18 protein-coding genes are annotated in these 26001 nt (G+C 42.6%); 7 read left to right on the forward strand and 11 right to left on the reverse strand.

Features of this window, described 5'->3' with window-relative positions:
- Positions 1-89 precede the first annotated feature (89 nt).
- Positions 90-2282 (forward strand): bifunctional alpha,alpha-trehalose-phosphate synthase (UDP-forming)/trehalose-phosphatase, encoded by a 2193-nt coding sequence (locus BLW16_RS18135; RefSeq protein ID WP_090559201.1) that lies wholly within the window; start codon positions 90-92, stop codon positions 2280-2282.
- A 53-nt stretch (positions 2283-2335) separates the two neighbouring features.
- Here BLW16_RS18135 and BLW16_RS18140 read toward each other — a convergent pair whose 3' ends face one another.
- The gene (locus BLW16_RS18140; RefSeq protein ID WP_090559202.1) at positions 2336-4117 is read right to left on the reverse strand and encodes a glycoside hydrolase family 15 protein; all 1782 of its coding nucleotides are present in this window, start codon (positions 4115-4117) and stop codon (positions 2336-2338) included.
- A gap of 257 nt (positions 4118-4374) precedes the next feature.
- On the opposite strand from BLW16_RS18140, the gene BLW16_RS18145 reads away from it, so the two are divergent.
- The 4 genes from BLW16_RS18145 to BLW16_RS18160 all read left to right on the forward strand — a co-directional run bounded on the left by BLW16_RS18145 (position 4375) and on the right by BLW16_RS18160 (position 9036).
- Positions 4375-4593, forward strand: a complete 219-nt coding sequence (locus BLW16_RS18145; RefSeq protein WP_090559204.1) for a hypothetical protein — start codon at positions 4375-4377, stop codon at positions 4591-4593.
- 50 nt (positions 4594-4643) lie between these two features.
- On the forward strand, positions 4644-5951 hold the full coding sequence (locus BLW16_RS18150; RefSeq protein ID WP_090559206.1) for a DEAD/DEAH box helicase: 1308 nt from the start codon (positions 4644-4646) through the stop codon (positions 5949-5951).
- Positions 5952-5953: 2 nt separating this feature from the next.
- Complete coding sequence (locus BLW16_RS18155) at positions 5954-6202, forward strand: DUF1456 family protein (RefSeq protein WP_090559208.1); 249 nt, start codon at positions 5954-5956, stop codon at positions 6200-6202.
- A gap of 182 nt (positions 6203-6384) precedes the next feature.
- Positions 6385-9036, forward strand: coding sequence for a TonB-dependent receptor (locus BLW16_RS18160; RefSeq protein WP_175470635.1), 2652 nt, complete (start codon positions 6385-6387; stop codon positions 9034-9036).
- A 10-nt stretch (positions 9037-9046) separates the two neighbouring features.
- On the opposite strand, the gene ettA is transcribed toward BLW16_RS18160, so the two are convergent.
- Complete coding sequence (gene ettA / locus BLW16_RS18165) at positions 9047-10726, reverse strand: energy-dependent translational throttle protein EttA (protein WP_090559212.1); 1680 nt, start codon at positions 10724-10726, stop codon at positions 9047-9049.
- 785 nt (positions 10727-11511) lie between these two features.
- Between ettA and BLW16_RS18170 the strand changes: the two genes are divergently transcribed.
- Entirely contained in the window at positions 11512-14037 is a 2526-nt protein-coding gene (locus tag BLW16_RS18170) for an ATP-dependent Clp protease ATP-binding subunit (RefSeq protein WP_090559213.1), read from the forward strand.
- Between the two features lie 54 nt (positions 14038-14091).
- On the opposite strand, the gene BLW16_RS18175 is transcribed toward BLW16_RS18170, so the two are convergent.
- From BLW16_RS18175 to recN, 3 genes are all read right to left on the reverse strand, one after another.
- Positions 14092-15165, reverse strand: a complete 1074-nt coding sequence (locus BLW16_RS18175; RefSeq protein ID WP_090559215.1) for a PA0069 family radical SAM protein — start codon at positions 15163-15165, stop codon at positions 14092-14094.
- Between the two features lie 46 nt (positions 15166-15211).
- Positions 15212-16441, reverse strand: coding sequence for a carboxypeptidase-like regulatory domain-containing protein (locus BLW16_RS18180; protein WP_090559217.1), 1230 nt, complete (start codon positions 16439-16441; stop codon positions 15212-15214).
- A gap of 155 nt (positions 16442-16596) precedes the next feature.
- The gene (gene recN / locus BLW16_RS18185) at positions 16597-18258 is read right to left on the reverse strand and encodes a DNA repair protein RecN (RefSeq protein WP_090559249.1); all 1662 of its coding nucleotides are present in this window, start codon (positions 18256-18258) and stop codon (positions 16597-16599) included.
- A gap of 293 nt (positions 18259-18551) precedes the next feature.
- Between recN and BLW16_RS18190 the strand changes: the two genes are divergently transcribed.
- Positions 18552-19745: an ATP-binding protein gene (locus tag BLW16_RS18190; RefSeq protein WP_090559219.1), complete on the forward strand. Its 1194-nt coding sequence runs from the start codon at positions 18552-18554 to the stop codon at positions 19743-19745.
- 61 nt (positions 19746-19806) lie between these two features.
- Here the strand turns inward: BLW16_RS18190 and BLW16_RS18195 are convergent, their stop codons facing one another.
- The 6 genes from BLW16_RS18195 to BLW16_RS18220 form a co-directional block, all read right to left on the reverse strand.
- Positions 19807-21630 (reverse strand): M56 family metallopeptidase, encoded by a 1824-nt coding sequence (locus BLW16_RS18195; RefSeq protein ID WP_090559221.1) that lies wholly within the window; start codon positions 21628-21630, stop codon positions 19807-19809.
- A 1-nt stretch (position 21631) separates the two neighbouring features.
- Positions 21632-22015, reverse strand: coding sequence for a BlaI/MecI/CopY family transcriptional regulator (locus BLW16_RS18200; RefSeq protein ID WP_090559223.1), 384 nt, complete (start codon positions 22013-22015; stop codon positions 21632-21634).
- A 99-nt stretch (positions 22016-22114) separates the two neighbouring features.
- Positions 22115-23014, reverse strand: coding sequence for a type IX secretion system protein PorD (porD, locus tag BLW16_RS18205; protein ID WP_090559225.1), 900 nt, complete (start codon positions 23012-23014; stop codon positions 22115-22117).
- Complete coding sequence (gene coaBC / locus BLW16_RS18210; RefSeq protein ID WP_090559228.1) at positions 23011-24210, reverse strand: bifunctional phosphopantothenoylcysteine decarboxylase/phosphopantothenate--cysteine ligase CoaBC; 1200 nt, start codon at positions 24208-24210, stop codon at positions 23011-23013. Before coaBC ends, porD begins: the two co-directional genes overlap by 4 nt.
- A gap of 46 nt (positions 24211-24256) precedes the next feature.
- The gene (locus tag BLW16_RS18215) at positions 24257-24583 is read right to left on the reverse strand and encodes a DNA-directed RNA polymerase subunit omega (protein ID WP_090559230.1); all 327 of its coding nucleotides are present in this window, start codon (positions 24581-24583) and stop codon (positions 24257-24259) included.
- On the reverse strand, positions 24583-25518 hold the full coding sequence (locus tag BLW16_RS18220) for an outer membrane protein assembly factor BamD (RefSeq protein WP_090559232.1): 936 nt from the start codon (positions 25516-25518) through the stop codon (positions 24583-24585). Before BLW16_RS18220 ends, BLW16_RS18215 begins: the two co-directional genes overlap by 1 nt.
- Positions 25519-26001: the final 483 nt, after the last annotated feature.

Raw genomic sequence — 26001 nt, forward strand, 5'->3', positions numbered from 1 at the left:
GTTACAATGTCTGCTTCATCTCCTTTCTACGGCGTTAACTGAGAAATATGAAACAAAACAGGACTCAGAACAGTTGTATAAGTTGTAATATGGTAAACAAAACAATAATAGTTTCGAACCGCTTACCCGTCAAAATAGTAGAAAGTAATGGAGAATATCTCCTGAGTCCGAGTGAAGGGGGACTGGCAACAGGCCTCGGATCGGTCTACAAAAAAGGAGATAATATCTGGATGGGGTGGCCCGGGATTGATGTCCCGGAAGAAAGGCAACAGGAAGTTACGGAAAAACTTGCCGAATTAAATCTCATACCTGTATTCTTAAGTCCTGAAGAAATCAACCTTTATTATGAAGGTTTCTCCAATGAAGTTTTATGGCCGGTGTTTCATTATATGGTCACTTATGCAAATTTTGAACAAACCTACTGGGATTTCTATCAGATCGTAAATCAGAAATTTAAGCATACGGTTATCGAACATTTAAATGAAGGCGATACAGTTTGGGTGCATGACTACCAGCTGTTGTTATTGCCCGGACTGATCAGGGAAGAGCAATCCCATGTAACTATTGGTTTCTTTCAGCATATCCCTTTTCCTTCCTATGAGATTTTTCGCCTGATTCCATGGAGGGAAGATCTCGTAGAGGGTATGTTTGGAGCAGACCTGCTCGGATTCCATACATTTGATGATGTACGGCATTTTCTGAGTGCGGCTTCGCGCTTAACCAATGCCAAGATTTCGGACAATGTGGTCACCTTTAAAGAAAGGCAAATCGTTGTAGAGTCATTTCCAATGGGAATTGACGAAGCGAAATTTGAAAGCCTGGTGACTGAGCAGGCTGTTGTGGAACAGATTGCTTCGCTCAAAGAGACGATGCAGGACCGTAAGATCGTTTTAACGATTGACAGGCTGGATTACAGTAAAGGCATCCTGCAACGGTTGCAGGCATATGAACTGCTGTTACAGAAGCATCCGGAATATATAGATGACTTGTCATTGTATATGATCGTTGTTCCTTCAAGGGACACCGTTCCGCAGTATAAAGAACTGCGTGATCAGATCGATCAGCTGGTAGGTAACATCAATGCCACCTACAGAACCCTGAACTGGCTTCCGGTACATTATTTCTACAGGTCATTTCCTATAGAATTCCTGTCGGCATTATATGCCACAGCAGATGTATGTCTTGTTACGCCAATGCGTGATGGAATGAATCTCGTTAGTAAAGAATATGTAGCCACCCGGATAGATAATACAGGTGTGCTGATCTTAAGCGAGATGGCAGGAGCCTCCAAAGAGCTGAATGACGCGCTGATCGTTAACCCCAATAACATCGGGGATGTAATGAGGGCAATTGTCCAGGCCCTGAATATGCCTGTTGAAGAGCAGATCACAAGGATGTCTGTAATGAGGGGCATTGTTAAGAAGTTTGATATACACCTTTGGGTAAAAAATTTTATGGATAAGCTGGAAGAAGTGAAGCAGCTGCAGGAATCGTTATTGACAAAATTTGCAGTGAGAGTAGTAAGAGAGCAGATGGCGAAGGATTATGTCGCGGCAAGCGAAAGATATATCTTTCTGGATTATGACGGAACCCTTGTCGGGTTTAACGGAGACCTGGAGAAAACGGCTCCTGATGAGGATTTATACCAGATACTGGAAACCCTTACGGCTGATCCTGCCAACCGTGTGATCATCATCAGCGGAAGAAGAAACCAGACACTGGAACAATGGTTTGGTCATATGAAACTTGACCTCATCGCTGAGCATGGCGCATGGCAAAAACGTGACCAGGAGGAATGGAAGTCACTGCCTCTTTTAACAGACCAGTGGAAACAGGATGTAAGGACGGTGCTTGACACCTATACCGACAGAACTCCGGGATCATTCATCGAGGATAAAAGTTATTCACTGGTATGGCACTACCGTAAGGTTGAGGACGGCCTTGGGGAGCTCAGGGCAAATGAGATCATCAACCACCTGAAGGTAACTGTAGCCGATAAGGGTTTACAGATGATGCCGGGAAATAAAGTAATTGAATTTAAAAATATAGAGGTAAACAAGGGGAAAGCCGCCTTAAGCTGGCTTTATGGCAATGATCCTGATTTTATCCTTGCATTGGGTGATGACCATACCGATGAAGATATTTTTAAAGCATTGCCGCCAACGGCCTATACCATTAAAGTAGGCAGCAATATTTCTGCAGCAAGGAATTACCTGCGGAACTTTATGGAGGTACGTGAGCTGCTGAAGATACTTTCTGCGAGCACTACACAATTGAAATAAAACAGCCGCAAATGAATTGCAGCTGTTATCATTCTAAAGACAGGCCCGTTTCCCTATAGGAAAACGGGCCTGTCCAGCTTAATGGCAATTCTATGGGCGGCGTTCATCAGTCCGACATGGCTGTAAGCCTGCGGGAAATTACCCCATTGGCTGCCGTCTTTTTCATCTATATCTTCTGCAAAAAGATCAAGGTGATTGCCATAGCTGATCAATGAATCAAAGGCTTTCACGGCATCATCCACACGGCCTACTATAGCCAGTGCTTCTACATACCAGAAGGCACAGATCAGGAAGGTAGTTTTTGGCTTGCCAAAATCATCAGTATGGCGGTAACGGTAGAAAAGACCATTTTCTGCCTTTAGTTCCTCCTCCAGGGCAATCAGGTGATCTTTGGCGCGCTGTGATTCCGGATCCAGGTAGTTCATCAGGATGAGCTGCAAAGTGCTGGCATCGAGATGGGCACTTCCTATTGCATGGTTATATACTTTTCTTTCGGGGTCATAACATGCTTCAATATGTGCCGCTGCACGGTCGATCAGCTGCGTAGCACGGTCCTGGAATTCCTGGTTGCCAATCCTTTTTGCCATTTTCAATGCAGCATTGGCACCTGCCCACTGGAAGAGATTGGTATAACAGTGCATATTGGCAAGGTTACGGAATTCCCATATTCCGGCATCTTTCTCATCTATTGTGCTTTCTATCTTTGTAAGCAGGTAGTCTAGCCATATGGTTGAGTCCTTGCGTTCGCTATAAATAAACCTGTTATCTGAATACAGGGGCAGCATAGAGATCAGCACCTGTCCGTAAATATCGTTTTGGATATGCTCAAAAGCCTGGTTCCCTATACGTACAGGCTGGTTGCCCAGGTAACCTTTCAGGTTGGTAAGGATCCTTTCTGTCAGCACACGCTCACCGGCGATGCCGAAAAGTGGCTGATAACGTTTGTCATCACGGAAGGAAATGTCGGTTATATAATTGAAATAGCGCTCCATTTCTTCAAAATGGCCGATATGGTTCAATGCAGTGATTACGTAATAGGTATCCCTCATCCAGCAATAGCGGTAATCCCAGTTCCTTGTGCTTCCCGGTGATTCCGGCAGGCTGGTGGTACTGGCCGCAATGATTGCCCCCGTATCTTCATACTGGTGGATTTTGAGGACCAGCGCAGAGCGGATAACCAGTGATTGCTGAAATCCGGCTATGGTAGAGTGTTTGATCCAGGTTCTCCAGTATTTTTTTGTTTCAAGCAGAAACCTTTCCGCAGTACTTTCAATAGGAGCTTCAAGATTGTAGCCGTAAGTCAGTATCAGGTATTTGACGTCATTGAGGGCAAAATACTTTTCGTCTTCAATATAAGATAAGGAAATATTGGTGCTCAGCTGCATATGATGTTCGCTGCCGGTAAACAGGATGTGGTTGCTTCCTCTTGAACCTTCCTGGAAGCCTTCGCCATACTCAAAGGTAGGTTTGCAAGTTACTTTTATCCTGGGGTTTCCTTCCAGGGGTTCGATCTTGCGGATGAACATCAATGGTTTGTAATAACGTTCATACTGAAAGAACCTGGGGGCAAAATCTGTGATCTTGTAGCGGCCTTCTTCGTTGCTGATCTCCGTGCAAAGGATATTCGTGTTTTCCAGGTAGTATTGGTCTGAGGTATACTCGCCGGCAGGGCGGATGGAATATTCTCCTCCCTTTTCCTGGTCAAGCAGTCCGCCGAAAACGAAGGAGCTGTCGAATCGCGGCCAGCATAGCCAGTCAACATTTGTGTTTTTATTGATATGAGCAAGGAATGCACAATTTCCAATGATTCCTGTCTGGTAGGTATGTCTATCCATTAATCTGTTTTTAAATACATGTTCGCACAATTATCTTACGATGATGGTGCTGTTTAAATAAAGAGCGCGATTTTGAAAACATTGCAATCGTCATGCCGCAAAACAAAAAAAGGCCATTGCTGTTGCTATAAAAACAGCTGTGCTATTGTTTGTGACAAAGAATATTTTTATATTTATACTACTGCAAATAGTACTATTATTTGTCAGCAGGGCGTTGACTATTTAACTAATCGAATACTCATTTAAATAAGGTAAAGATGAACACGGAACTGATGAATGAATTCTATTTACTCCAGCAAAGCAGGTCTAATGCGAAATACCTCGATATCCTGGATGAAAAAATATGCTCTCCGATTCAGGAAGCGAACGATAAGGTGACGTCATGGATGTACAAAAGGGGCACCATGCTGATGAAGCTGGAAAAAAGGGCCCAGATGAGAGTGGGTAAGATCAGGAAGAAGTTCCTGAAGTATTAGTCTGCTTTCTTTTGCCGCTATTCTTATCTTAATTCCCTTATCTTTGCTGCATGATGGTAGAAAAGGTACTGGGTAATTTAAAAATCACTTCTTTAAATGAAATGCAGCAGGCAGCAATTGCCACTGCAGATAAAGGAAAGGATGTTGTTTTGCTCGCCCCGACGGGTTCCGGCAAAACAATAGGCTTTTTATTGCCGGTATTAAAAAATCTCAGTACTGATGCGAAGGGCGTTCAGGCATTGATCCTGGTTCCTTCAAGGGAGCTTGCTTTACAAATTGAGCAGGTATTCAAACTGATGGGCACCGGTTTTAAAGTGAACTGTTGTTATGGCGGCCACCCCGTGAAAATTGAGCGCAACAATTTCGAGCAGCCTCCTGCGGTACTGATCGGTACGCCGGGAAGGATAGCTTACCATTTAAGAAAAGAAAACTTTGATGAATCTGGTATCAGCACACTGGTACTGGATGAATTTGATAAAGCCCTGGAGTTTGGTTTTCAGGAAGATATGGCCTATATCATTGGTAACCTGCGGTCGCTTAAACAGCGGATGCTGACCTCTGCAACGGCAATGACCGATATCCCTGAATTTACAGGCTTGAAGAACCCTGTAGAAGTTAACTTTTTAAAAGACGTAAAAGTTGTCCCGGACCTGAAGCTGAAAAAGATCATTACTACGGCAGAGGATAAACTGGATGCCTTATTTGACCTGATCTGTAAGATCGGGTCCCAGACCTCGCTGATCTTCTGCAACCACAGGGAAACTGTAGACCGTATCAGCGACCTGCTGATCGATAAAGACCTTGCACATGATATTTTTCATGGAGGGATGGAGCAGGATGAACGGGAACGTGCTTTATTAAAGTTCAGAAACGGGAGTATCAAAATACTGATCACTACAGACCTCGCCGCACGCGGACTGGATATTCCTGAAGTAGGCAATATCGTTCACTATCAGCTTCCCTATACTGAAGATGCATTTCTGCACCGGAACGGACGTACCGCAAGGATGAATGCCAAGGGCACAGCTTTCCTGATCATGACCGAAGAAGAGAAGTATCCTTTTCTGAAAGGGGACATCGAGATTGAAAAGCTGAAAGGAAACTATGAGCTGCCTAAAGACAGCCAGTGGCAAACGCTTTACATTGCTGCGGGTAAAAAAGATAAGGTCAACAAGATAGACATCGTTGGCCTGCTGCTGAAAAAAGGCGGGCTTCAGAAAGAAGATGTTGGGCTGATAGAGGTGAAAGACCAGAGTTCTTATGTAGCTGTGAAACGGAATATGGTCAATAAGATACTTGCTGCCCTGCGCGATGAGAAGATCAAAAATAAAAAAGTGAAGATAGAAGTAGCAATGTAATTATGAGCAATAACGACATTTTTAAAAAACTCCGCGTAGCGCTGGAGCTGAATAACGAAGATATTATCAGGATCCTTGAACTGGTGAACTTTAAAATCACTAAAAGTGAACTCGGGTCATTTTTCAGAAGTGATGACCACCCTAATTTCAAGCCCTGCGGTGATCAGATCCTGCGAAATTTCTTAAACGGATTAGTGATCTACAAAAGAGGTCCGAGACCGGAAAAAACTGAAGCTCCGAAAGCAGATTAAAAGACCATTGTTCGAAAAATTATCTTAATATTCTTAAATATTCGGCTAATTTGATAGAACAAACCGTTATACTTGTGAACGGAGGATTGAATAGCATCCCTTGATAAGGGAAATATTTTATGAACACCGATGATAATAGTATTGCATGGCAAATGGTTGATTTTTTAAAATTTCCAGGAAATTTGGCTCATTTAAAATGCATAATTTTATTAAATGCCTTTTGGCTGTTCTGTTCCTTTGGGGCTGATGCACAAACCCCGCGCAAAGTAAGCGGCACGGTGATAGATTCCCTGAAGGATATTGTATCAGGTGCAGATGTTTTCATGATCGCAGATAAAGACACGCTGACTACGGTTACAGATAACCGTGGCAGATTTTCTTTTGGCGGCATTCAGACAGATAATATCTCCATCCTGATCATGAGGGTAGGATTTAAGCCCTACACCATGAGCTACCAGTACAGGGAAGATCAGCTCAACCTGTTTCTCTATTCCATTATGCTTCACCAGGAAGCTAACCTGCTTGATGAAGTGATCATCAAAGCCCGTGACAAACCGATCAGAATTAAAGCAGATACTGTTGAATACAATGCATCTTTTTACCAGATCAATGAGAACGACAGGGTGGAAGACCTGCTACGGCAACTGCCTGGAGTAGAAGTAGATGCCAACGGCAATGCTTTTACCATGGGCAAGCCCCTGCAGAAGCTGCGGGTAAATGGTGAGGATTTTTTTACAAACAATGTGAAGGACTTTATCAGGCAGCTGCCTGCCGGTATGATCGACAAGCTGCAAATCATCAATGATTATGGTGATGAAGCTAACTTTACCGGCATGAAAAACGGAGATTCACAGAAGATGCTCAACCTGGTGACAAAAGCGGGTCAGAATAACGGTAAATTCGGAAATATTGCTGCAAGCGGAGGAACCGATCACCGGTACGGGCTGCAGGGGAACGGCAATTTCTGGGAAGGAAGTAAGCAGATCGGCCTGAACAGTAATTCCAATAACACCAGTAACGATGCCGGGATCAACACCAATGCGGGTGCAGGCCTGAATTACAGGGACAAGCTCTCCAGCGGGATAACGGCCAGCGCAGTGTATAACTATGCTTATATCAAAAATCTGTCGAGCCTGGATAATTCCATTGAAACCGTAAATCCTGGTGGAACGATATTCAACAAAATGAACTCCGACAGCAGGTCTACAGACAATAACAATACGATCAATTTCAATATCCAATCCATTGCTGATAAAAGTTATTTCCAGGCTTCACTCGGAGGTTCAATGGTAAAGAGGAACAGGGACGCGAATACGATCTCAAACCAGACAGGGCTGATCATGCAGGATTTGCTGAGCAATACCCTGTCCAATTCGGAGACCCCTAACCTGAATGGCAATTTTGTCTGGGCAAGAAGTATGCAGAAACTCGGCAGAAGTATGTCAGGCGGTGTAACGCTGTCCACAGGTATCAACCAGGTGGAAGACGATCTTGGCAACAGGATCAGTTATTACAGTCAGGATAAGGATGTCCTGCTGAAAGACTCCCTGGTGAAACGTTTTGTGGAGACTGAAAACCGGACCAACAATGTTTCTGCAGATTTCCGCTATAGCGAGCCATTGCGTGCCAGTCTGGATTCTGCAGTGAAACAGAACATAGATTTTGCCTATTTCTTTTCTTTTAATAAAACCAGGAATAGTTTATACACGAGGGTAAATAACAGCATTGGGAACAACACTGTTGTGGACTCACTCAGTTCCCTGTATTCTTCTTCATTTATCCTTCACCGCTTTGCAGTAAGCTACAGATACCAGTCGAAGAAGCTCAATTACAGCCTGGGGGTTACGGCTCAGCCAAGTCAGCTGACCGGACAATATGAAGGCAATGAAACCAGGATCGATCATGTGGAGCTGAATGTTTCGCCGATCGTGAACCTCAATTATGCTTTGTCCGACTGGGATAACCTGGCCTTTGTGTATGGAGGGGCGAGTACCGCTCCCGACTTTTACCAGTTGCAGCCCGTACCAAATATCACCAATCTTCAGAATGTGATCATCGGTAATCCTAATCTCCGGTCAAGCTTTACCCATTCCGGGAACCTGAGCTTTCAGCATACCGATGAGGATAACGGCGCAACACTGATGCTTGCTATGAATGGCTCGGTAGTGGAAGACCAGGTAGTCAGTAACGTAGTGCTGGTAAAAGACACGCTAAATAGCCTGAAACAGCAAACACATTTTGAAAATGCAAATGGTGCGTACCAGTTCGGGAGCACTTATTCTTATGCCGTGCCTTTTTCGAAAAATAAATTCAATCTGGAGCTGAGAGGTACATGGGATTATATCAATATGGTATCTTTTGCCAATAACGTGCTGAACAACAATAAGAATATTAATTTTTCACAAAGCCTAAAGCTAAGGATGAATGAACGCAGGCTTACGCTTTCCAGTTATGCCACCTATAACTATAGCAGCAACCGGTATTCTATTGCGCTCCTTGATTTAAGGAATATAGAAACCTGGCAGTTCAATGTGAACGGGCGTCTGAATGTTGGTAAAAGCTGGGTGGTAAGTACCGATATGTCCAAGCGGGTGAATTCAGGATATACCATCGATGTGGCCGATCCTTTGCTGCTTAATTTTGCTTTGGAGAAAACCATGTTCAAGAGCAGACAGGCGACGGTCACCTTACAGGCGTACGACCTCCTGAACCAGGGAAACAACCTGGTAAGAAGTATATCTGATAATTCGATCACCGATAGTCGGTACAATCAAATTACCAGATATTTTTTACTCAGTTTCAATTATCGTCTGCAAAAGTTCGGGCGTAAGTAAGCCCGGCTTTCTAAACCAGTTTTTTATAGCGGATACGGTGAGGAGTTACATCACCTAAACGTTTTTTACGGTTTTCTTCGTAATCGCTGTAGTTACCTTCAAAGAAGTACACCTGTGAATTGCCTTCGAAAGCAAGGATATGTGTACATATACGATCCAGGAACCACCTGTCGTGACTGATCACAACGGCACAGCCGCCAAAGTTTTCCAGTGCTTCTTCCAACGCGCGCAGTGTATTCACGTCAATATCATTGGTAGGCTCATCGAGCAGCAGTACATTGGCACCTTTCTTTAAGGTAATAGCCAGGTGCACACGATTACGTTCCCCACCCGAAAGGATGTTTACTTTTTTCTGCTGATCGCCACCATTGAAGTTGAACTTGGAAACATAGGCACGTCCGCTCACTGCTTTGTTGCCCAGCTGGATGTTATCCAGTCCGTCAGTAATATTTTCGTAAACTGTTTTATCGCCGTCCAGGTCGTTGTGCATCTGGTCTACATATCCCAGGGATACGGTTTCACCTACTCTGAATGTTCCCTCGTCCGGTGTTTCCTGTTCCGTGATCAGGCGGAAAAGCGTTGTCTTACCTGCGCCATTGGGACCAATGATCCCCACGATACCTGCTGGTGGTAGAGAGAAACTCAGATTTTCGAAAAGGATCTTGTCGCCATATGACTTGGTGACATTGTTCGCTTCGATCACTACATTACCCAGTCTCGGGCCTGCCGGAATGAACAGCTCCAGTTTATCTTCCCTTTCTTTAGAGTCTTCCGAGGCCAGTTTATCATAATTTGATAACCTTGCTTTAGATTTTGCATGCCTCGCTTTAGGAGCCATCCGTACCCATTCCAGCTCGCGTTCCAGTGTTTTCTGGCGTTTGCTTTCTGTTTTTTCTTCCTGTGCCAGTCGCTTGGCCTTCTGGTCTAACCATGAAGAATAGTTTCCTTTCCATGGAATACCTTCACCGCGGTCCAGTTCGAGGATCCATCCTGCTACATTATCAAGGAAGTACCTGTCGTGGGTAACGGCAATTACCGTCCCTTTATACTCTTTCAGGAATTGTTCCAGCCAGTCGATACTTTCTGCATCAAGGTGATTGGTTGGCTCATCGAGCAGGAGTACATCAGGTTCCTGTAATAAAAGTCGGCACATGGCTACGCGGCGGCGCTCACCACCCGAAAGCACACCTATTTTGGTATCAGGGTCAGGGCAGCGCAGTGCGTCCATCGCACGTTCCAGTTTGGTGTCCAGTTCCCAGGCGTTGGTTGCGTCGATCTTATCCTGAAGTTCTCCCTGTTTTGCCATCAGCTTATCCATGGCATCAGCATCTTCATATACTTCAGGCAATCCGAACTGTTCATTGATAGCTTCATATTCTTTTAGAATAGCGGTGATCTCTGCAACGCCTTCTTCAACAACTTCACGTACTGTTTTACTCTCATCAAGTTCTGGTTCCTGTGCGAGGTAACCCACGGTGTAACCCGGTGAAAATACCACTTCGCCCTGAAAGGCTTTATCTATGCCGGCGATGATTTTTAAGACTGATGACTTTCCTGAACCATTCAGACCGATTACCCCGATTTTGGCGCCGTAGAAGAAGGACAGATATATGTTTTTTAATACTTGTTTTTGAGGAGGGTAGATCTTATTGACCCCCGCCATTGAGAAAATTATCTTTTCGTCTGCCATCGTTTTGCGTATTTTAATGCTGTTTAATAAGACAGGGCAAGAAAGGGGATATGTTTTTACCTGAACCAGCTAAAAACATCCCACAATTACATTTTCAGACCCTGTGTTTATCGCAAAGATAACAAAGGTAAGGGAGTTAGAAAGCTTTCTCAGATTTTACGTTTTTTGCGCCGATGTTTGAAATCAGGAATCCTGTAACGCAAATGAGCTGCCGGGTTGGATATGGTGGTGTTTTATCTTTGTTATAATAAAGCTTTCAGGTATTAGATAATGACTTTTATGAGACTCTCAGAAGTCAGATTTGTTGCGTTTTTTTCCGAAATTTATATATAGCGATAAGGAAGGCCAAACCGGTGGCGCTGTTTGGTAATTTTTTACTGTTTTTGTGATAATTATCAATTTCCATTCAAATACAGGAAAAACCGGCAGAAATCTTTCTTATGAGACTGACATTTTAGTACTTGATCAAAGTTGTAACTTACAAAATGACAGGTCGTTTTTAAGCATCAAATCATTACATTGCCGGGACAATTCTCACAAAACCTGCCGTTGTTTAAGATGTAATGTTTATTTAAGCTACCTTAGAAGTAGTTTTTATTTTTTGGAGGTGAAGAAAATTTTATTGTTATTAGTGTCAAAAGTTAGTAAGTTTAGTGAAATAACGTCAGGATCTAAATCTTTCTTCCTTCGTATGGCGTAATTGTTGATAAAATAAATCAGATTGGTGACGCTTTTTATAACATATTTTATAGTTTAGGGCGTTCCTGTTTTTAGAAAAGGTATATATGGAAGCTAAATTTTCACCACAAGTAAAAGACGTGATTTCGTTTAGCAGGGAAGAAGCCCTGAGATTAGGTCACGATTATATAGGCGCTGAACATCTTTTGTTGGGCCTGATTCGCGAAGGCGATGGAATGGCTATCAAAATATTGAAGTCACTGGGGGTCGATACGTCTAAATTACGCCGCTCAATTGAAGAGGCAGTTAGGGGTACATCAAGTGTGACGGTTAACCTGGGAAATATCCCATTGACCAAGCAAGCCGAAAAGGTTTTAAAGATCACGTATCTTGAAGCTAAAATATTTAAAAGCGATTTGATTGGAACGGAGCATTTGCTGTTGTCCATTCTGCGCGATGATGATAACATTGCTTCCCAGATTTTGCTGCAATACAGTATCAACTACGAAATTTTCAAACAGGAAGTTGAAGTAAACAAAAACGGTTTCAGAGATGAAACGCAGGGAAGTGCTTCAACCGGCGGTGATGATGATTACCGTGAGGAGGAAAGTTTCTCCAGTCCGAAGAAAGTTTCTGACATCAAATCAAAAACTCCGGTACTGGACAATTTTGGAAGGGATTTGACCAAGGCTGCGGAAGAAGGTCGTCTGGACCCTATTGTTGGCCGTGAAAAGGAAATAGAACGTGTTTCGCAGATCCTTTCGCGTCGTAAAAAGAACAACCCTATCCTGATTGGTGAGCCGGGTGTAGGTAAATCTGCTATTGCAGAAGGTCTTGCACTGCGTATCGTTCAGCGTAAGGTATCGAGGGTATTATTCAATAAGAGAGTGGTTACTTTAGACCTGGCTTCTTTGGTCGCAGGTACCAAATACCGTGGTCAGTTTGAAGAACGTATGAAAGCGGTCATGAATGAACTTGAAAAATCTACGGATGTGATCCTGTTCATTGATGAGATCCATACGATTGTCGGTGCAGGCGGAGCTTCAGGCTCACTGGATGCTTCGAATATGTTTAAACCCGCCCTTGCAAGGGGAGAGATACAATGTATCGGTGCAACAACCCTGGATGAATACCGTCAGTATATTGAGAAAGATGGGGCTTTAGACCGTCGTTTCCAAAAAGTGATGATCGAACCTGCTTCTCCTGATGAAACGATTGAGATCCTTAACCGTATCAAAGAGAAATATGAAGAGCATCACGGTGTAACGTATACAAACGAGGCTATCAACGCCTGTGTTTCACTTACTTCAAGATACATTACTGACAGGTTCCTTCCTGATAAAGCAATTGATGCTTTGGATGAGGCTGGTTCAAGAGTGCATTTAACCAATATTCATGTTCCTGAGAACATCATTGATATCGAAACCAAGATTGAGAATATCAAAGTTGAAAAGAACAAGGTGGTTAAAAGCCAGAAATATGAAGAAGCTGCCAAGTTAAGGGATACAGAGAAAAACCTGCTGGAAGAACTTGACCGTGCCAAATCAGCATGGGAAGCAGAGACTAAAACGAAACGTTATACGGTTACCGAAGATAATGTTGCTGAAGTGGTTTCTATGATGACCGGTATTCCTTTGCAACGTGTTGGCCAGACTGACAGTGTGAAATTGCTGAACATGCAGGAAACTGTTGCAGCAAAGATCATTGGACAGGATGATGCGATCAAAAAGTTAACAAGGGCTATCCAGCGTACAAGAGCAGGATTGAAAGATCCTAAAAAACCTATCGGTTCGTTTATTTTCTTAGGTCCTACGGGTGTAGGTAAGACTGAATTGGCTAAGGAGCTGGCAAGGTTCATGTTTGACAGTGATGACTCGCTGATCCAGATTGATATGAGTGAGTACATGGAGAAATTTGCGGTATCCCGCTTAGTGGGAGCGCCTCCGGGATATGTAGGTTATGAAGAAGGCGGGCAGTTAACGGAGAAAGTTCGTCGTAAACCTTATGCAGTGATCCTGCTGGATGAGATTGAGAAAGCCCATCCTGATGTATTCAACATTTTGTTGCAGGTGCTTGATGAAGGTCAGCTGACTGATAGCTTAGGCCGTAAGGTTGACTTCAGAAATACGATCATCATCATGACTTCAAATATTGGTGCGCGTCAGCTGAAAGATTTCGGACAGGGTGTAGGGTTCTCTACAACTGCCAAAACCAACCAGGTAGATTCGCACTCAAGAGGAGTGATTGAAAATGCACTGAAACGTGCTTTTGCTCCTGAGTTCCTGAACCGTGTAGATGACGTGATCGTTTTCAACTCGCTAGGTAAAGAAGAGATCTTTAAGATCATCGATATCGAATTGAAATCATTGTTCGGCAGGGTACACAGCCTGGGTTATGAGATCAAATTGACTGATGTGGCTAAAGAGTTTATAGCTGACAAAGGTTTTGACAGTAACTTCGGTGCCCGCCCGTTAAAACGTGCGATTCAGAAATATCTGGAAGATCCTATCGCTGAAGAAATCCTTAAAGGAGAGATCAACGATGGCGATACACTTGAAATTGACTACAATAAAGAAACTGATCTGATTGTAGTAGAGAACAAGAGTCCTGGTAAAAAGAAGAAAGAAGTATAAGGATTTATTCTTATTCAAATCATTGGGCTGCCTGAAACAGGCAGCCTTTTTTATTTACAAAAATAGCTTTAACTGCTGTCTGGGTACAGAAAAGATCCCCGAATCAAGAGTTATAAGTGTAGTGTTCAGCTTATTCAGCCTGCAATGCAGCTGAAAGGTATCCCGTATGATCTGTGCGATGTTTCCATCGCCCCTCATCCTATTGCCAAAACGACTGTCATTCACATTTCCTCCATGGCAGGACTGTATCATATGCCATACTTTGTCAAATCTGTCCGGGAAGTTCTGTCGCAGCCAGTCCTCAAAGATTCCTCCGATGGCTCCGTTCAATCTTACGATGGTATATCCTGCACTCAAAGCACCACAGGAAGCGATAGTTTTCAACACAGCGGGGATCTCATGGTCATTCAGACCGGGAACAATTGGAGCAACCATCACCCCGGTAGGGATGCCTGCGGCACTTAATTCCTCCACTACCTTTAACCGCTGCTTTGCGGTGGTGGTTCTGGGTTCCATCACAAGCCTCAGCTTTTCATCCAGGCTGTTGATAGAAAGATAAACCATGCAGAGGTTGAGTTTAGCCATCTCCTGCAGGATATCTTTATCGCGCAGGACCAGGGAGTTTTTCGTGATCATGCCAATAGGCTGTTTGTAAGCCAGGGCAATTTCCAGCAGCTGGCGGGTAAGTTTATATTCGCGTTCTGCAGGCTGGTAACAATCTGTATTCCCGGAAAGTGATATGGTCTCTGCATTCCAGCCTTTACGCTCCAGAAATTTTTTAAAGAGTTCGGGCGCGTCTTTTTTTACTATGATTTTCCTTTCGAAATCCAGTCCTGCACTAAATCCCCAGTATTCATGTGCATTCCTGGCATAACAGTAGGTACAACCGTGTTCACATCCCTGGTAAGGATTGAGGGAATAGGCCATGCCCACATCAGGACTGTCAACTTTGTTAACAATAGATTTCGATGTGCCAATAATAAATGATGTTTTATGATTCTCAACTTCCCAGTCGTCAATACCTTCTGCATGTTCCTGTACATAAAAATTCGCTGCAAAACGATTGTGCGGGTTATATTGAGCGCCCCTTCCTTTAAGGTAATTGCCTGTATTTTTATCTTCTAACATAGTTAGTTAAAATTACTAATAATATTAGTATTGTGCAATAGGGAATTTACCTTTTATTTATTGGAACATAATCCATGGGAACCATGTCGCCGATCTTTTCATATGCCCAGAAACCTTCAAATAACAGTGCTTTGGCGTCGTGCATGCCTCCATTGGCATAAAAGCTAACCGGCCCCTGCAGCATTTGCACTACTGATATCTCATAGTTTGGAATTGTCAGCGGCCGCATCACATAATGGCCCGTGTTCGAATAACCAATACTTTCCTCCTCTTTGGTATACATTACATACAGCTCATCCTTATAATTGATGGTCTTCATGTTCGGATAAATCTGTTTAACGAGAGTGTCTGTTGCCACGCCAGACATGTCCAGGCTGGTATATTCTTTTGGCAGCTCCTGCAGTTGCTGAAGCATGGTGAGTGAATCGGTAATGATTGACACGGGTATGATTACACTTTTTCTCTTTCTCATCAGCCTCGCCCTGGCAGCTGCAATATAGCTGTCGGACGGCCTGTTTGGATTTGGTATTTTGATACGTTTATAGATAATGAAGCCCTCTTCTTCTACCTTATTACGGTAAAGCGACTGGAAAAAATGCTGCGGTGAACCCGCATAGGCAATTTCCCTGTTCTTTAGCCAGGTTCTCCTTTTACCACCTGAGCCTTTCAGATCTTCGAATACAGGGAGTCCGGAGAAATATACGATCCTGGTATTGTAGTTATATTCAAAGAGGTTGAGCATATATTTCAGGCGGTAGCCGAGTGCTTTATTCTCTACGACAAGGAACTCATTGCTCGTTACAGTCAATACCTTGTTATCACCATCATATTTGATATACAATACTTCGGGATTCAGAATTTTGCACTTTGCAGAATTTGGGGTTCTGCCGATAAAGAATTCCTTAAATAACTGCAGGTTCTTTTCCCTGTTTGGGTCAGCTGTGATGACAACTTCGCGCAGCTGTACGGTGTTCTCCTGCAGCACGATCGTAATGTTTACCGACTGATCGGATATGACAACACTTTTGCTGTAAGGCAGGTAACCCATCATCTGAACCACCACCTCGTATGAACCGGGTTTTAATTTGGCCAGGTTAAATTGTCCATCGCTGTTCGTCACCGTAGCAGTAGTATAGCCGCTTAAATATATCCCTGCTCCGGGAAGTGTTTCTCCTTTTTTATCCTGCACAACCCCCGTAATGGAATACAGCTTTTGGGCATGTACATTCAGGCAAAATGCCAGCAGCAAAACTGTCCCGAGGAGATATTTAATCATGGGACTAATTTAACTTATCTCACAGTTATTTCGCAATAAAAAAACGCCCCAAAGGAGCGTTGAAAATGTTAAAATAGGTTAAAAAAACCGCTATGAGAGCAAGAAGCCGGTACAACTTGTTTCAGCGTGACCATCTGGCCGCTTAAAGGAATGGGCTAATTTTTAAAGCTGAGCAGATCCTGTGCATTTTTTAATGCAGACTCTCCGGGGTTTTTACCGCTTAACATTTCGGCGATAGCCTGTATGCGTTCCTGGGTATTCAGTCTGCGGATTCCGGTAGTGGTTCTATCGGCATCTTCCTTTTTATGGACAAAGTAATGGGCTTCTCCTTTTGCTGCGATCTGCGGAAGGTGCGTAATGCAGATCACCTGCATATTCTGTTCCAGTTCACCAATTACATCACCTACACGAAGGGCTGTTTCTCCGGAAATTCCGGTATCTATCTCGTCAAAGATCAGTGTAGGCAATGCCGTATGTTTGGAAATGATGGATTTGATTGCCAGCATCAGCCTGGAAAGTTCGCCTCCTGAGGCAACTTTGCCTACAGGTGCCGGTGCCTGTCCTGCGTTGGCAGAAAACAACAGCGTGATCATATCTTTACCATCTTTGTTCAGGTTTTCAACAACGGTTTGTTCAATCTTGATCTTCGCATTTGGCATACCTACCTGCACCAGAATCTCGCCAACCTGCTTCTGTGCAATACTGATTGCCTTGCTGCGGTTTTTCGACAGCACATCTGCAATCTTTTCCAGATCAATCTTTAAGGTGTTGATCTCTCTGATCAGCCGTTCTATTTCTTCGTCGCTGTTCAGCAGCGTATTTAAATTATCCGAAAGCTCGATTTGTATCGCCAGTAATTCTTCAATACTGTTTACGCGGTGTTTTTGCTGCAGCGTATATACAGTGTCCAGTCTCGTATTGATCTCTTCGATCCTGGCCGGGTTAAAAACAATATTCTCTTCAAAAACGGATGTTTCTTCAGCGATATCCCTGATTTCTATCAGCACAGAGCGCAGCCTTTCATTTAAAGCCACATAGGCAGGATTGAACTTCTCTATTCCCTGGATCTGATTAATGACCTCTTTCAAAATAGGGATTGCTGCGGTTTCTTCACCGTCAAGCAGGGTATGACCATTAACAAGTCCTCTTTTTATACTTTCGGCATGGTTTAATGCTTCCAGTTCCATTTCAAGTGCAGCCTGTTCGTCTGCACTGAGATTGGCGTTTTCAAGCTCATTGAACAGGAACTGTTCATAATCCTGTTTGCTTCTGGCTTCATCAGCAGAAGTTTGCAGATTGATCAGGTGCTGCAAGTGTTTTTTATATGCTTTAAACTTCTGCCTGTAATCTGTAAGTAAAGGCAGATGGTCTGATAAGGTATCCACAACTGATAGCTGGAATCCCGGATCATTTACTTCTGAAGTGGCATGCTGGGAATGGATATCGATAAGTTTTTCGCCAACCTGTTTCATTACAGCGAGTGTTACCGGCGTATCATTAATAAAAGCCCTGGACTTACCATCAATGGAGATTTCCCGTCTTAAAATGCTTTCCTGCTGAAAATCCAGGTCAAGTTCTTCAAAATAAGCCTGTAATGCAGTGCCGGAAAGATTAAACTGCCCTTCGATCACACATTTCTTGTCCTGGTTGAAGAAATACTTTGTTTCTGCGCGCTGTCCCAATATCAGGGATAATGCACCTAACATAATAGACTTACCCGCACCTGTTTCCCCGGTAATGATATTCAGCCCCTTGTCAAGTTCGAGGTCAACACTATCGATCAGTGCGTAATTACGTATAGAAAGTTTCTGTAGCATATTCTTTGCTAAATTATAAAAACTTAGCCAATGGATGTTTATTTCTTTGTCAACAAAAAAAGATGATTGCATTTTATGCATGGAGATCTGTACCATATGATGTTGGGGCATTCTGTGGGCTAACAGGATCTGTAATTGTTTATAGAGAATAATTTTATCTCATTTTTGTATTTCTATAACTACAAAATTACTCAATTTTTGTATTGATAAAAATGCAATTTATTTATATTTTGTATTTTCAAACATACAAAATGAATGTGTTTTTGTATATTTGAAAATACAAAATAGCAATTATGGAGCCATTATTGCAATATCAGGATAATTTGTTAAGGGTCGTTAATAACTCTTTCAGAAGATACCTTCATCCAAATATCAACTGGAATCAAAGGATGATAGGTATTAAAGGGCCCAGGGGAGCCGGAAAGACAACTCTGATGTTACAATACCTCAAGTTTGATTTAAAAGAGATGAGTCAGAAATCTCTTTATGTAACTGCAGACCATACATGGTTTTACAATCACACATTATTGGATACGGCCATGGACTGGTTTAAAAACGGCGGACGGATATTATTTATTGATGAGGTGCATAAATATCCCGGCTGGTCAAGAGAATTAAAAAACATTTATGATGGTTTGCCTGAAATGAAAGTGATCTTTTCGGCCTCATCGGCATTAGATATTTATAGGGGAGAGGCTGATTTTAGCCGTCGGGTTATCAGTTATACGCTGGCGGGGCTATCCTTCAGGGAGTATCTTATGTTTACTGAAAACTTATCGTTTGATTCTTTCATTATTGAAGATATCAGTACAAGGCACAGGGAGATTAGTTTAGCAATACTTGAGAAAATGCAGCCCCTTCCTTTATTCAACAAATATTTAAAGAACGGTTACCTGCCTATTATTGTAGAGGGCGAGGCGGAATATTTGCCAAGGCTTGAGCAGGTGATTAATGCAATAGTTGATACTGACCTTGCTTATATAGCATCTTATAATGCAGGTACAGCAGTAAAAGTGAAGCGATTATTGGGGGTAATTGCTGAATTGGCACCATTTAAGCCTAATATATCGGCCCTGGCGCGTAAAATGGAAATTAGCAGGGAAAACATCTATGAGTATATTTATCAGCTTCGTGATGCCCGCTTATTAAACATCCTTTCTGCAGAAGGTAAAGGTCTCTCCAGGTTACAAAAGCCGGATAAAATATTTTTAGAAAATACTAATCTTGCTTACGCAATAGATACGAATCCTGACAAAGGAAATGTGAGAGAAACATTTCTGCTTAATCAACTGATCAATGCAGGGAATGACGTTAGGGCACCTATTAATGGTGATTTTTCTGTTTCGGGCTTAACTATAGAAGTTGGTGGCAGATCAAAGACGATCAAGCAGGTTAAAGAGCAAGATTCCTTTATTGTTGCGGCAGATGATATCGAGAGCGGATTTGGGCCGAAAGTGCCATTGTGGTTATTTGGGTTTTTATATTAAAATATGTAAATAAAAAAAACGGAAGGAAATTTTCTCCTGCCGTTTTTAGTCTAATTGTGTATTAATTTTCTTTTTTAGTATTTTTATTCGCAAGATCTTCTACGTCCTTGTCAAATTTCTTCTTCAGTTCAATGTACTCAGGGGTCTGTTTTACCTTTTGGGTGTTTTCGTTTTCAATCATTATTTTAAACGGCTGTTGCTGAGTAATTGCAATTTGCTGAATGTTTTTCCTGAATTCGGGATCGCTAACAATTTTTTGAGCCTGTTCAGCCTGTATTTTTGCCTGGATCTGAATACGTTTTATCATTGCTTTTTGCTCAGGAGAATTGGCTTTGGCCTCTGCTTCTTTTGCGATTTTTTCCCATTTGGCCCTTTCTTTCGGATTGTCATATTTGGCTTTCATTTCAGCAGCAATTTTCTGCCATTTGGCTTTTTCTTCAGGTGAGTTGAACTTACGCTGTAATTCCATCCCTTTTCTCTGTAATTCTGCCTGCATTTTTTTGACTTCTTCAGCATTTTCCCCATTGAAATGGGCCATTGCCATATCTTTCACATCAGCAGAGAAATTGATGACCATATCAGAAAGACCGGCAGTGATGGGAGCAGTGTCTATATTCAGATCCGGGGCTACCGGTGCGATTGGCGGCAATGGTGCTACGGCAGGAGTTTTTGGTGCTGGCGGGGCAGGCGGTGTTTTGGGAGCTGCCGCGATATTCTCTGTAGCCTCGGGAGCATTTGGCGCTTTAATACGTACGGAATCAGTATTTACAATTTTAATGGCTTTCCTCTTCTTTTTCTTTCCTGTGTCTATAGGACAGAGTTCCTCCGTCAGCATAACCGCGCTGCCGTTTTTGGAAGATAGATCAGGACCGATATGTTTAGAGGTTTTTTCTTCTTTAGCAGGGTTGATCCATGCCAGTGAGATGATCGTTGCAATGGTTAAGGTTATTGCAAAGAGCTTTTGTTTTGAATTGGCATAATTAGTTTTCATATCTGTGATTCTTTTAATGCGTTGATATAAATATTGATTTGTTGCTCCTGTTGCGGCTAATGCCAGTGCGGGACTGCTTTTTTCTGTAATCAGCTCCAGTGTCAACAGTGCATGGGCATAGGTAAGAGGGGTGTCGGTTACTTTTACGACCAGGTCATCACAGGCATGTTCCCTTTCGATATTGATGAACCTTCCTGCAAGCCATACAAAGGGATTGAAAAACAGGATGATATCTATCATTGTCCTGATCAGGTTAAAGACATAGTCGTTTCTTCTGATATGGGAAAGCTCGTGTATCAGGATGGTCTCTACCTGTTTCAGGTCCATTTGTGCGGCAAGGGCGATAGGAAAAAGGATTACAGGTTTAAAGAAACCGATCACCAGGGGTACATTTACATGGTCGGAAAGACGAAAGTCGATGTGTTTTTTGATGTTCAGTTCTTTTGTCAGGCCGTCAAAAAATGTTTTCCATTCCTGGGGGATCATGGTATAAGCGGCGTTTTTAAGCAACTGTACTTTTTTATATCCCTGGATGACGATCACTGACTGCACGATCAGTCCCAGGCCATAACAAAATACAACATAAGGGAACAGCGTTTCTATGTAATGGGCCAGGTTAAGGGGCATTGCTGCGGGCAGTGCTATTGCATGGGTAGCCATGTTCCGGGAGACATTTTCCGAAGGCCACTGAAAAGCCAGTGTAAACGTAAACACAAAGGAGACGAACATCAGGCATATTGAACTGTAGGCCAATATGTACTTCAGTTTTGCATTCAGCCTGAATACCTTCAGCTGGAAGGGAAGAAGCAATGCATAGATCAGGGCGCTTTGCCATAGTGAGTGTAATATACTCCACCCTGTTGCCTGTATCAGATTGTGTAATAACGTTTCCATATTAATTATGATCTAAATCGTTTAAATATTTCTTTATCGCTTCGATTTCATCTTTACTGGATTTATGATTTCCCAATGCCTGCATGACCATCCTCGCTGCAGATCCGTTAAAGGCGTTGTCAATTAACCGTGATACCAGGTGCTGCTGTGTTTTCTGCTGACTGGCCAGGGCACTGTATATATGTGTTTTTGAACTGGTATCTCTTTTTACGAGTCCTTTTTCATGCATGATCTGCATGAGTTTGAGCGTAGTGGTATAACCGGCTTCCTTGTTCCTGGTAAGGATATCATGTACATCCCTAACCGTGCAGTTTCCTTTCTCCCACAAGATCTGGAGTATTTCCAGTTCACTTTCCGTTGGTTTTGCTGTAACTTCTGATGACATAATTATTGTACGAATTATTTCGTATTCAAATGTACGAATATATTCGTATAAACAAAATAATTTTTAAAATATCTGTAAAATACTGAAATAAGAGTGTTCTTAATTCTTTTTCAGTGCGTCATACTTATTGAGGTTGGCGGGGTCAATCTCGTTAAGCAGGTTATAGCCATCGGTCTTATCCTGGACTGTGCCCATGGAGAGGATGTTTACCATTTCTTCGGCCTTAGTGGCAAAATAGACATTTGGAAAAATGGAACCCAGTTTTTTCTTGTCCATTTGTTTTAGTTCGGGCAAATAGCCAAGCATCAGTTTTGAAGCTTTTGCCGGATCGGCCTGCATCTGGTCCAGTGTATTCAGATGGTAGTTATAGATGAATACCCTTAGCTCCTGGAAACTTTTACTCAGCAGGTTTTCATTTAGCCAATAGCGGTTGCGGAGTCCGTCAAACGCCTTCCAGCCTGAGTTGCCGGATACCTGTGCAAGGTTAAGTATGGTTTGTGCTTTCAGATAATATGGGGTTCCGCCGAGCTTGCTGAAGCTGTCCTTATCCAGCCCGATGACCGTATAGGCATAATAGGATAGGAGGGAACTCAGATTACTCAGGTAATTCTGATCAGAAAAATCCAGGGGCTGTCCTTCGCTGTAATTGAAATCGAAATCTTTATCGCTTAAATTGAGGAGAGTGGTGTTATAGGATGTTCCGTAAACAGGCCTGCTGGTTTGTATCTGTGCTTCTGCTTTATATGATGAACTTCCGTCCCATGCGGTAATGGTGATCACGAAGTTACACTCGATCCGTTCCTGGGGCTGATAGCTTTGGTTACTCCACTTATTATTGTTGAGGTAATTGCGGATAGTGGACTGGATGAGGTCTACATTACTCTTATTGATGTTAGGTACTTTGGGGGCAGTAACCTGAACCCTTGCATTTAATTCCTGCGCATACCCGCTGATGAACAGCAATAGGGAGAGCAAAGTCAGCGATAGCCTCTTTTTCATGCTTTGAATAGCTTTAATATTTCGGTGCAGATATCTTTTGCGACCTCAGCTTTAGACTTCAGCTCATAGGTTGTTTTTTCTTCTGCACGATTAAAGATAGTAATTTTGTTTGTGTCTTTTTTAAAACCTGCGCCTTTATCCTGGAGTGAGTTCAAAACGATCAGGTCAAGGTTCTTTTTTCTCAGTTTATAAACGGCATTTTCTTCTTCATTGTTTGTTTCCAGGGCAAAGCCTACCAGGATCTGCTGCGGGGTTTTTAACTGGCCGAGTGTAAGCAGGATATCGGTGGTTTTTTTGAGCGTGACACTAAACTCTTCATTCTTTTTCTTGATCTTCTGCGATGAGACCTCGGCGGGTGTATAATCAGCCACGGCAGCACTCATGACGCCGATGCTGCTTTGCGGAAAAATTTTTTTGCAGGCTTCCAGCATTTCGGCAGCCGTTACCACATCAATTCTGTTTACCTGCAGGGTGCTTTTTTCGACAGTGGGTCCACTGATTAAAGTTACCTCAGCTCCCAGTCGCGCTAGCTCGTCTGCGAGGGCAAAGCCCATTTTTCCTGAAGAATGGTTACCAACAAAACGTACAGGGTCTATAGGCTCATAAGTAGGGCCTGCGGTAACCATTACTTTCTCTCCTGCCAGCGGGAGGCCTTTTTTGATGATACCAGTTATAAATTCGATAATTTCTTCGGGTTCTGCCATCCTGCCTTCCCCATGCAATCCGCTCGCTAATTCCCCGCTATTTGGGGAGACGATCATATTTCCGAATTCCTGAAGTTTTTGGACGTTCGCCCTTGTGCTTTCATGTTTCCACATGTCGAGATCCATCGCAGGGGCACAAAATACCGGACATTTTGCAGACAGGTACACTGCGCTGAGCAGGTTGTCGCAAAGACCATTGGCCATTTTACCTATAGTATTAGCGCTTGCAGGAGCGATGATCATGTAATCTGCCCAGAGGCCCAGTTCCACATGATTGCTCCATACTCCGGTTTCTTCTTCGAAGTATTTGGTATAAACAGGATTTTTGGAAAGCGTAGCGAGGGTGAGCGGTGTGATGAAATTTGCCGCATCTGCAGTGAGAATTACCTTGACGTTTGCACCGGCCTTAATCAGGAGCCTGACTAAAATAGCAGATTTATATGCTGCGATGCTGCCGCAAACGCCAAGGATAATGTTTTTATTTCTGAGCATGGTCTATTAATGCAAATGTTTATGCAAATTAACGGATATGCAAGTCTTATTGAGGATCTTTTGCCGGATTTCTGTGATAGACTTTGTCGTTCAGAAACTCATCGATAGCAATCAGCGAAGGTTTAGGCATGCGTTCATAGTGCTTGCTGATTTCAATTTGTTCCCTGTTTTCGAAAATCTCCTCCAGATTGTCATTAGAAGAAGCGAACTCAGCTAATTTGCCATGAAGTTCTTCTTTCATGTTGTTAGAAATCTGATTAGCCCTTTTAGAAATAATCACTAAAGACTCATAGATATTTTCTGTCTTCTGATCTAAATCATTTACATTTCTTGTTACCGTAGTATTTGGTATTGCGGGTTTATTCGTATTCATTATTGTTTGGGGGTTTTAATCTTCTTGTTAGTAGCAGTACTGTCTGTTTTTGCTTCTTCTGCCATTAGAGCTTTATATTTTGCCTCCTGATTTGCTGCCAGCAGCATCAATTGTTTGGCATTTGCTATCCCTGCTTCGCTATTGCTCTTCAAAGTTTTTGCTTCTGCAAGATACTTACTTTCAGGGTGTTTTTCAATAAATTCGTTTGCATAGCCAATTGCTTCAGTAAAACGGTCCTCCTGACGGAACGGGAAACTGTTTTTAGCAAAATCATACTGGGATCTAACGATCAGCAGGTCCATTTCTTCGATATATTTAATATCCGGGAAATCTATTTCTGCGTTTTTCAGCGAGATCACTGATGATTTATAGTTGGCGATATCATACCCACCCAGATCATAATATAACCGGGAGTTGGTATAGGCTTTTAATTCAAGTTTTGCGCGAAGGTCTGTGATGTACTGACTTGCCTGTGCAACACGTTCGCTTTTAGGATATAAGTTGATAAACAACTGCAGTGCATCAATTGCTTTGTAAGTGTTTTCCTGATCCAATGCATAATCCGGAGAATCCAGGTAATAACAATAAGCGCCCATGTACCGGCATTCTTCTGCATTTTTACTTGTTGGGTAAGTATCTGCGAAGTATTTAAACTGGTACCGTGCAGTAGTGTAATCTTTTAAACGGAATAAAGTATACGCGTAGTAATAGTTCAGATCTTCGGCCTCAGTTCTTCCCCTGTATTTTTGAGAAAGATCTTCGAATAAGATCAGCGCTTTAGAGTAATCCTTTTTATTATACAGTTTAATGGCCTCCTGGTACTTTTTAGCCACGTCATTGCTCAGCCTGATTTTCTCGAAACGGCTTTTGCAACCTGCAATAGTCAAGGCAATTACTGTAAAACTTAATATAAAAACGTGTTTAATTTTAAACATTCTGCAAAGATAAGTTAATAATACGATAACGTCAATTAAAAATAATTGTCCGCTAAGCTAGATAAAGGCTTTTTATAAGTCAAGCCGTTAACATAATTTAACAAATGGGGGAAGGGGTGATATAGAAATTGTATTTTCAATACTGCAGGCACCTTATAGTATACATGTGTTTATCTCTTTTCCATCCCTCAGCCAGAATTCTTTTAAGCAGAAGAAAGAGAGAACAAAGCACATTCAGTATATATATTATAGAATATGTTTGGGCTTTCTTCTTACTGCATTATTCGTTGCAAGATGTTGGCGCTAGCGCTATGATTGACCGATAACTGCGTTGCGACTGCGCTATTTGTGGCGGAAAAGCGCAGTCGCAACGCAGTTATAGCCTATCTATAGTGTTCGGAGCGCTATCTAAGCTAAATAGCGTGCTGATCTTTTTGATCTCCCTGAAGTTTTTCTACTTGGAAACCATTGTGTTAGGGTTGG

The sequence above is a fragment of the Pedobacter hartonius genome (assembly GCF_900107535.1).
Lineage (GTDB): Bacteria > Bacteroidota > Bacteroidia > Sphingobacteriales > Sphingobacteriaceae > Pedobacter > Pedobacter hartonius.

Excerpts from the sequence above, each read along its gene's own strand:
- BLW16_RS18135 (WP_090559201.1), top strand. The coding sequence starts at position 90 with ATGGTAAACAAAACAATAATAGTTTCGAACCGCTTACCCGTCAAAATA.
- BLW16_RS18140 (WP_090559202.1), bottom strand. The coding sequence starts at position 4,117 with ATGGATAGACATACCTACCAGACAGGAATCATTGGAAATTGTGCATTC.
- BLW16_RS18145 (WP_090559204.1), top strand. The coding sequence starts at position 4,375 with ATGAACACGGAACTGATGAATGAATTCTATTTACTCCAGCAAAGCAGG.
- BLW16_RS18150 (WP_090559206.1), top strand. The coding sequence starts at position 4,644 with ATGATGGTAGAAAAGGTACTGGGTAATTTAAAAATCACTTCTTTAAAT.
- BLW16_RS18155 (WP_090559208.1), top strand. The coding sequence starts at position 5,954 with ATGAGCAATAACGACATTTTTAAAAAACTCCGCGTAGCGCTGGAGCTG.
- ettA (WP_090559212.1), bottom strand. The coding sequence starts at position 10,726 with ATGGCAGACGAAAAGATAATTTTCTCAATGGCGGGGGTCAATAAGATC.
- BLW16_RS18170 (WP_090559213.1), top strand. The coding sequence starts at position 11,512 with ATGGAAGCTAAATTTTCACCACAAGTAAAAGACGTGATTTCGTTTAGC.
- BLW16_RS18175 (WP_090559215.1), bottom strand. The coding sequence starts at position 15,165 with ATGTTAGAAGATAAAAATACAGGCAATTACCTTAAAGGAAGGGGCGCT.
- BLW16_RS18180 (WP_090559217.1), bottom strand. The coding sequence starts at position 16,441 with ATGATTAAATATCTCCTCGGGACAGTTTTGCTGCTGGCATTTTGCCTG.
- recN (WP_090559249.1), bottom strand. The coding sequence starts at position 18,258 with ATGCTACAGAAACTTTCTATACGTAATTACGCACTGATCGATAGTGTT.
- BLW16_RS18190 (WP_090559219.1), top strand. The coding sequence starts at position 18,552 with ATGGAGCCATTATTGCAATATCAGGATAATTTGTTAAGGGTCGTTAAT.
- BLW16_RS18195 (WP_090559221.1), bottom strand. The coding sequence starts at position 21,630 with ATGGAAACGTTATTACACAATCTGATACAGGCAACAGGGTGGAGTATA.
- BLW16_RS18200 (WP_090559223.1), bottom strand. The coding sequence starts at position 22,015 with ATGTCATCAGAAGTTACAGCAAAACCAACGGAAAGTGAACTGGAAATA.
- porD (WP_090559225.1), bottom strand. The coding sequence starts at position 23,014 with ATGAAAAAGAGGCTATCGCTGACTTTGCTCTCCCTATTGCTGTTCATC.
- coaBC (WP_090559228.1), bottom strand. The coding sequence starts at position 24,210 with ATGCTCAGAAATAAAAACATTATCCTTGGCGTTTGCGGCAGCATCGCA.
- BLW16_RS18215 (WP_090559230.1), bottom strand. The coding sequence starts at position 24,583 with ATGAATACGAATAAACCCGCAATACCAAATACTACGGTAACAAGAAAT.
- BLW16_RS18220 (WP_090559232.1), bottom strand. The coding sequence starts at position 25,518 with ATGTTTAAAATTAAACACGTTTTTATATTAAGTTTTACAGTAATTGCC.